Source organism: Dactylosporangium sp. NPDC050688 (genome assembly GCF_040654515.1).
GTDB lineage: Bacteria > Actinomycetota > Actinomycetes > Mycobacteriales > Micromonosporaceae > Dactylosporangium.
In genome coordinates, this window is record NZ_JBFAIC010000009.1 from 205,149 (window position 1) to 212,165 (window position 7,017).

Below are 7,017 nucleotides of genomic sequence, written 5' to 3' on the forward strand. Positions count from 1 at the left end.
TGACGCCGGCAGTGCCGGTCTGCGGAAGGGTGCGGCGGATGCGCACGCACTACCGACACGTCGCCCGACGTTGTAAGCCGTTGCCCTGGGCCACCGTGATCGGCGCAGTCAATGCTCATACGTCAGGCGCCACGCCTCATCTGCGACGCCAGGCTGTCACGCACGCCGACCAGCGTGGTTGAGCTGTTGGAGCCGCGTCTGCGTCGACGTCGTGCAGGCGCTGTCCGCCTCGGGATCCGGGGTGAGCGTGATGACCGGCGACGGCGTGCACGGCATGGCCGTAGCCTCGGACCCGCGTACCGCGCGGATCGAGGAGCTGCAGTTCACCCTCGGCGAAGGCCCTTGCATCGACGCCTTCGCGTCCGGCCGGCCGGTTCTGGTGAGCGATCTGGCAGGTGAAGCGACGAGTCGATGGCCGATGTACACGCCCGCGGGCCGGGACGCCGGGGTCCGGGCAGTGTTCGCGTTTCCGTTGCAGATCGGTGCGGCCCGCCTCGGCGTCCTGGACGTGTTCCGCGCCCGCCCCGGCTCGTTGTCCCGAGCGGAGCTGGGTCAGGCGTTCACGTTCGCCGACCTGATGGTGGTGACGCTGCTGGACGGTCAGGAGTGGGCCGGCGCCGGCGAGTTCGACGAGATGTTCGAGCACCGCGCCGAGCTGTTCCAGGCCCAGGGCATGGTCATGATCCAGTGGGCATCCCCCTCGGCGATGCCCTGGTGTGGATGCGGGCCTACGCCTACGCCAAGAATCGGCCGTTGGGCAAGGTGGCCACGGACATCGTCGCCCGCCGCCTGCGGTTCGACACCGACCACGCATGACCACCGCGACGACGATCGTAGGAAGGCCGGGACGCCGTCATGACCACCGTATCCGAGCAACGCCTGGCGCGGATCTTCGTCGAGGTTGCCGACACCCTCGTCGACGAGTTCGACCTGATCGAGTTCATGCAGATGCTCGCCGACCGCGTCGCCGGGCTCATCGACACCGCCACGGTGGGTCTGCTGCTGGCCGATGAGCAGAGCCGGCTGCGGTTCATGGCCGCCTCTGACGAGACAACCAAGCTGCTGGATCTCTTCCAACTGCAGTGGCAGGACGGCCCCTGCCTGGACGCGTTCCGCGCCGCCGAGCCGGTCGTCAACGCCGATCTCAGCGTCGCCGGGCCCCGCTGGCCGAGGTTCGCGCCCTACGCCACGGCCGCCGGGTTCCGCTCCGTACACGCGTTCCCGCTGCGGCTGCGCAACGACGTCATCGGCGCGATGGGCGTCTTCGGCACCGGCAGCACCGGCAGCACCGGCCTCGACGGCACCGACGTACAGATCGTGCAGGCACTGGCCGACGTCGCCGCAATCGGCCTGCTGCAGGAACGGACGATCCACCGCGGCGAGATCCTCACCGAACAACTCCAAGGGGCATTGAACAGCCGAATCGTCATCGAGCAGGCCAAAGGTGCCGTCGCGCAGGCGCACCGCATCTCCGTCGACGCCGCGTTCGAGTTGCTCCGGGCCTACGCCCGGCGGACCAACCGGCGGCTCAGCGACGTCGCCTACCTCGTGGTCACCGACCTGGGCAGTCTTCCTGACCTCACCACTACCTGACGCACCGCGGCAGCACCCTGATCGAAGCCTGCCCGCGCGCCGGTCCTCGCATCGGACGCCCGCAGGGCACAGCCGCGCGAACTGCAACGCCTGAAGCTGTCACGGTCGAGCCGCACCGTCATCCAGCCTGCGTGGCAGGGCCTGCGCGGCCGCTTTGCCGGCTGGGCTGGAACGGCCGACCGGGTTGCGATATCGTCGGATGTCACCTCGGACCCCGGTGGCGAATTCCGTAAGTCACGGATTCGACATCACCCAGAGGGTCATGATGGCCGGTTATGTGTCATTACCTGCGACCGCCGTCGGTGGTCGGGCCGCCGCGGCAAACGCGTCACGGTCACGTCATCTTCGCCGGGCCCGGCTGCACGCCGCATTGGCCGCGCCGGGCGGAAAGTCGATCACGACGGTCTACGCTCCGGCTGGTGCGGGCAAGACCGACCTCGTCGTGGGCTGGATCGAGGCGGTCGGCGCGGAGCACCGCTCGGTGTTGGTGGACCTCGCCGCGTCCAACACCGCCCGATGGTGGCAGGCACCGCTGCGGTCACCTTCGTGGTGGCCGTCGTGGCCGGTCAACACGGCCGAACTGGCCCAGGCGCTGCAGGAAGACATCCCTGAACACGCTGGCGGCTCGGTGATCGTGGTGCTGGACGGCACCGAGCGGGTCGTCGGCACCGGCTTCCTGACCGAGGTACGGCGGCTTGCCGCCGGTGAGGACCGCCTGCACGTCGTGCTGCTGGGCAGGCACGCCCCACTGGACGACTCCTCGCAGCATCTGGACCACCGGGTCAGCGCGCTCCGTGGGCGTGACCTGGCCTTCACCGCCGCCGAAACGGCCGCCCTCTGCGTTCAGCGAGGGCTTGACCTGCCGGCGGCCGTCAGCAGACGCCTGTATGCCATCACCGATGGGTGGGCTGCGGGTCTCGTGGTCGCGATCGCGGCGCTGAGCGAGCAACCGCATGAGCCGGAAGGCGTCCTGGAGCAACTGCTGCGCACCGGCGCGGGGCTGTCGGAATATGTGATGCGGGATGTGTTGGGCCGGTATCCGGCCGAGCTCCGCCAAGCTGTGCGCGACGCCAGCGTGGTCGAATCCGTCTGCCCGGACCTGTTCGCCGCGCTCACCGGCCGCGCCGACGCCGCCGATGTCCTGGCCGACCTTGCCCGCGACGATATGTTCGCCACCCGCCTTGACGACGCGTCCGCCTGGTACCGCTACCACCGGCTCTGGCGCACCGCCCTCTACACCACACTCGGCGAGGACGACCCCGCCCACGCGCGTCACCTGCATGCCACCGCCGCCGACTGGTACGCCGCACACGCCCAGCCCGCCGAAGGGCTGCGCCACGCGCTGGCCGCGGCCGACCGGTCGTCGGCCATCAGGATCGTGCAGCAACACGGCATGCAGATCCGTGAGGGCACGCCGCAGGCCGCTGTCACCGCGGCGGCGCCGGGTCCCTGGGCGTCGCTCGCCAACGATGCACCACTCGCCCACGCCTTCGCCGTGCACCGCGGCGTCAGCGACAACACCGCGGCCCCGCCGTCCACGGTCCGGCACTCGGCGGCCACCTTCCGGTGGGACGCGGCGGGGCCCGCTGATGTGATCCAGCCCTCGGCCCAACCCATCTGGCGTGCCTTACGAAGCGGGGCTCACGCAGCGGCGCAAGCCGCGCTGATCTCCGACGCGGCAGCGACCGGCCGCAGTCCGTTGCAGCGCCATACAATACTGCGCCTGCACGCCGTCATCGCCCGTATGACCGGCCGGCTGCGCGACGCGGTCCGGCATGCCGACGCCCTCGGCGAGGACGTTCGCGCGAACGGCCTCGTGGGTTCCCACGACGACGGCTGGGCGCGGCTGGTTCTTGCCGAGGTGGCCGTCCAACGTGGCACACCCGACGCGGCCGTACAGCATCTCGACGCGCTCGCGGTCCAACTGTGGCAGTCGGTCCCTGCGCTCGTCGCCGCCCAACAGTTCCAGGCCGCGCTGCTCTGCCAGCAACAACACGACGATGCCGCCGCATTGGGCGCCGTTGAACGGCTGATCGTCGACGGCGCCGATGCGTTGCTGGTCCCGCAATGGGCCGCACGCGTGCTGCGGGTCGAACTCCTCGTCACCACCGGCCGGCTCCACGACGCCCACCGGCACTGGCGTGCCGACGCCGCCGCCGTCCCCGCGTCGACCGCCACGATCACCACCGCGAAGCTCCTGCTCGCCCGGCAACCGCAGGCCCGCGTCGATCAGCTGCTGCGGCCTCTGCTCGACGAGCCGCACATCTCGCTGTTCCATCAGGTCGAGCTCCGCCTGCTCCTGGCGCACCAGGCGAACGCCACCGGCAACACGCAGCACGCCACACACCTGCTACGCGAGGCCATCGCCCTCGCCGACCCCGAACAGCTACGGCACCCGTTCCACGCCAACCACCACCTGCTCGGCCCCACCCCCAACCAGCTCACCCTGACGGCCATCACCCCGCCGGCCGGCGATCCCTTGAGCCCAGGTGAGAACTCGGTCATACGACACCTGACCGGACACCGAACCGTCCACGAAATCGCCGCCGAGCTGCACCTCTCCCCGAACACCGTGAAGACCCACGTCGCGTCGATCTACCGCAAGCTGGCAGTCCACACCCGACGCGACGCCATTCGCGCCGCACTCGCCCTCGGCATCCTCCCCATCGATGAGGTTCCGTCGGGCGCTGTGCCGGACGACACAGAACGAGGCTGCTGACCGACCGTAGGGTCAGGCCGTGGCGGTGACGCGCAACGGTCGGCCGCAGCTCAATCCGATGGGCAGGTTGCCGTGCGCCTGCCCCCCGATGAATCCGAAGGCCGTCCCACTGGTGGCGAGAAGCATTCCGGTGCCGGCCATCAGGGTGGGTGCTGCGCAGATGTCGGCGCGTGCAGACCGTCGTGTGTCGAAGGTGCCGGTGACGGCGGAACCCGCGGGCCGCGGTATGAGCCGGGTAGTATCTGTGAACGGCGGCGCACTGCGTACCGTCTGGCGCCAGACACGTCACGGATAGAGGCGGTCCCTGTGGAGTATCTCAGTGACGTCAATCTGCGCGCCGTCCTCAAGGTGCTGATCGGTCGGGCAGGCGGCACGATCGAGATCAGCAACGCTGAGCTCTACGACGCCATGCTGCCCGACAGCGGCCGAGCGGAACGTTTCCGCATCGAGGAACTGCGGGATGGCCTGCGCCTGACGCTGGTACCTTCTCCGGACGCAAACGGACCTCACGAGTAGGCGGCGTGTCCGAACTGAACCGGCATCGTCCGTAGCCGCCCGGAATGTCGTAGGCAACACCGTGCATGTGACGCCGCCACCGGCGGCGGACGCCTTGCGCCAGCAGCGCCGGTGCTCGGAGGACTCGGTCACGCCGCGCTGAGTCCGGCGGGCAGATCGCGCACACGTGAGACAGCTTCTCGCTCTGCCTCCGTTACGACGTGCGTTTCCCGAAGCGTCGATAGTTCGGGGTCGGGTCGGTCGATCGGTGGTTGGTCACCCAGTGCCTCACCCGGTAGCCACCCGGTGACCGGCATAGTGTGGCACCAGTACGTCTGGTCGGCGAAGGGGCCGCTGATGGAGGCATACCAGGAGGCCGACTTCCTTGCCGTGCTGAGCCGTCTCATGCTGTGCGCGGACGATCCGCGGTCGGTGCTGCCGGAGGTTTCGCGCCGCCTGGCGCGGGAACTGCGGCTGCCGTTCGCTGCGATCGAGTTCGACAGCGTCCCAGGCGACGAGCGCCGGGTTGCGTTGCCGCTGCGGCACCGCTCGCGGCTCGGAACTCTCCTCGTCCCCGCCGACCTGCCCGAGCCGACCCTGCAGCGCCTCCGCGAACGCGTGGTGCCCCAGCTGGAGACCCTGCTGTCAGTCGCGACCGAGTACAAGGCGATGGCCGAGTCCTTACGGACGAGCCGCGACGAACTGCACGACCTCGCGACGGAGCAGGCGGGTCTGCGGCGGGTGGCGGTGCTCGTCGCGTCCGGTGCGCCGCCGGCCGATGTGCTCGCTGGGGTCGTCGCCGAGGCCGCCGCGCTGCTGGACGCGGACGCCACCGGGCTGATGCGCTATGAGTCCGCTGGCACCGTCACCGTCCTCGCCGGGTACGGCAAGCCCGGCACCGAGACCTGGCTGGGTCGGCGATTCCAAGTCGAAGGCGACGTTACGGAGCCGGTGCTGCGCGCCTTCCGCCCGGCCAGGGTGGACAGCTACAACGATCGTCCCGGTGCCTTCGCCGACCTGGCGCGCCGCGAAGGCTACAACTCATCGGTCGCCGCGCCGATCACGGTGGGTGGCCGCATGTGGGGCTACCTGGTGGTGCTGTGGTCCGGCCGGGATCCACCGCCACCCGGCGCCGAGGAGCGGCTGGCACAGTTCGCCGAGGGCATGGCCACCACAGTGGCGAACATCGAGAGCGGCGCGTCACGTGCCCGGATCGTCCATGGCGTCGAGGAGAGCCGTCGTCGCTTCGAACACGACGTGCACGATGTCGTCCAGCAGCGTCTGGTGTCGCTCGGCCTGGAGCTTCGTGCGGCTGAGGCGCTGGTGCCGGGCGAACTCGACGAACTCAAGGCGCGGCTTTCCCGCACGATCGAGGGCCTGACAAACCTCTTCACGGTTCTGGAAGAGATCACACGCGGCGTCCACCCGGCCATCCTCACCCAGGCCGGGCTCATGCCTGCGCTCAAGGCGCTCGCACGGCGCTCGGCCGTCCCGGTCACGATCGGCCCCGGTCCCGGGCGCCGGCTGCCCCGCAGCGTCGAGGTGGCCGCGTACGACATCGTATGCGAGGTGCTTGCGAACGCGGCCGGGGACACGGACGCTTTCTCGATCAACGTCGACGTCGACGTCACCGTCGACCTCGCGGCCGGGCGCGAGTTCCTCGTGGTCTCGGTCCGCGGCGACGGTGTCGGAGGAGCCGGCCTGGCCCTCGGCACGGAACTCGTGGGCCTCACCGACTGGGTGGAGGCACACGGGGGACGCCTGCAGATCTCACGTCCGGCAGGTGTGGCGACGTCACTGTGCATCATGTTCCCGACCGACATCGACTCCGGGCGGTTTGACCCTGCGCTGGCAGATGTCGATTGAGTGAGCGGCCGCAGCGGCTCGCCTTGCTCTCACAACGGCTTCGCCACCACTGGACTGGATGACACCGGTGGGCGGGCTGCCACGCCTGAGACCGAAAGAACCGCCGCGCGATTGGACCGCTTGCCTGCGCCTGGCCGGTGGTGAAGATCACCGCGCCTCGGCCGATTGACAGCGCCTCCCGCTCGTCAACGAGCCGGAGGAACTGCGCTGCATCGCCGCCGTCCTCGGCGAGCACACCGCACATCACGGGTGCTGCGGTTCCGGGTGCTTCGAGTGATCGGCCGGTGTGATGATTTGCGGTTTTTCGGGTGATTGATCGGGTACACGGGGTTATCCAGTCACCG

Annotated in this window: 5 protein-coding genes; all 5 read left to right on the forward strand. The window is 69.7% G+C overall.

What is annotated here, in order from left to right:
* The first annotated feature begins 250 nt into the window (after window positions 1-250).
* The 5 genes from AB0H83_RS12065 to AB0H83_RS12085 all read left to right on the forward strand — a co-directional run bounded on the left by AB0H83_RS12065 (window position 251) and on the right by AB0H83_RS12085 (window position 6,673).
* Entirely contained in the window at window positions 251-859 is a 609-nt protein-coding gene (locus AB0H83_RS12065; RefSeq protein WP_360091073.1) for a GAF domain-containing protein, read from the forward strand.
* The gene (locus tag AB0H83_RS12070) at window positions 856-1,593 is read left to right on the forward strand and encodes a GAF and ANTAR domain-containing protein (protein ID WP_360091036.1); all 738 of its coding nucleotides are present in this window, start codon (window positions 856-858) and stop codon (window positions 1,591-1,593) included. Before AB0H83_RS12065 ends, AB0H83_RS12070 begins: the two co-directional genes overlap by 4 nt.
* Window positions 1,594-1,963: 370 nt before the next feature.
* Window positions 1,964-4,312, forward strand: coding sequence for a LuxR C-terminal-related transcriptional regulator (locus AB0H83_RS12075; RefSeq protein WP_360091039.1), 2,349 nt, complete (start codon window positions 1,964-1,966; stop codon window positions 4,310-4,312).
* A 306-nt stretch (window positions 4,313-4,618) separates the two neighbouring features.
* Window positions 4,619-4,828: a hypothetical protein gene (locus AB0H83_RS12080; protein WP_360091042.1), complete on the forward strand. Its 210-nt coding sequence runs from the start codon at window positions 4,619-4,621 to the stop codon at window positions 4,826-4,828.
* A gap of 336 nt (window positions 4,829-5,164) precedes the next feature.
* Window positions 5,165-6,673, forward strand: a complete 1,509-nt coding sequence (locus AB0H83_RS12085) for a GAF domain-containing protein (RefSeq protein ID WP_360091045.1) — start codon at window positions 5,165-5,167, stop codon at window positions 6,671-6,673.
* The last annotated feature ends 344 nt before the right edge of the window (window positions 6,674-7,017 follow it).

What these genes read in the sequence shown, in the direction of transcription:
- AB0H83_RS12070 (WP_360091036.1), top strand. Translation starts at nt 856, where the DNA reads ATGACCACCGTATCCGAGCAACGCCTGGCGCGGATCTTCGTCGAGGTT.
- AB0H83_RS12065 (WP_360091073.1), top strand. Translation starts at nt 251, where the DNA reads ATGACCGGCGACGGCGTGCACGGCATGGCCGTAGCCTCGGACCCGCGT.
- AB0H83_RS12085 (WP_360091045.1), top strand. Translation starts at nt 5,165, where the DNA reads ATGGAGGCATACCAGGAGGCCGACTTCCTTGCCGTGCTGAGCCGTCTC.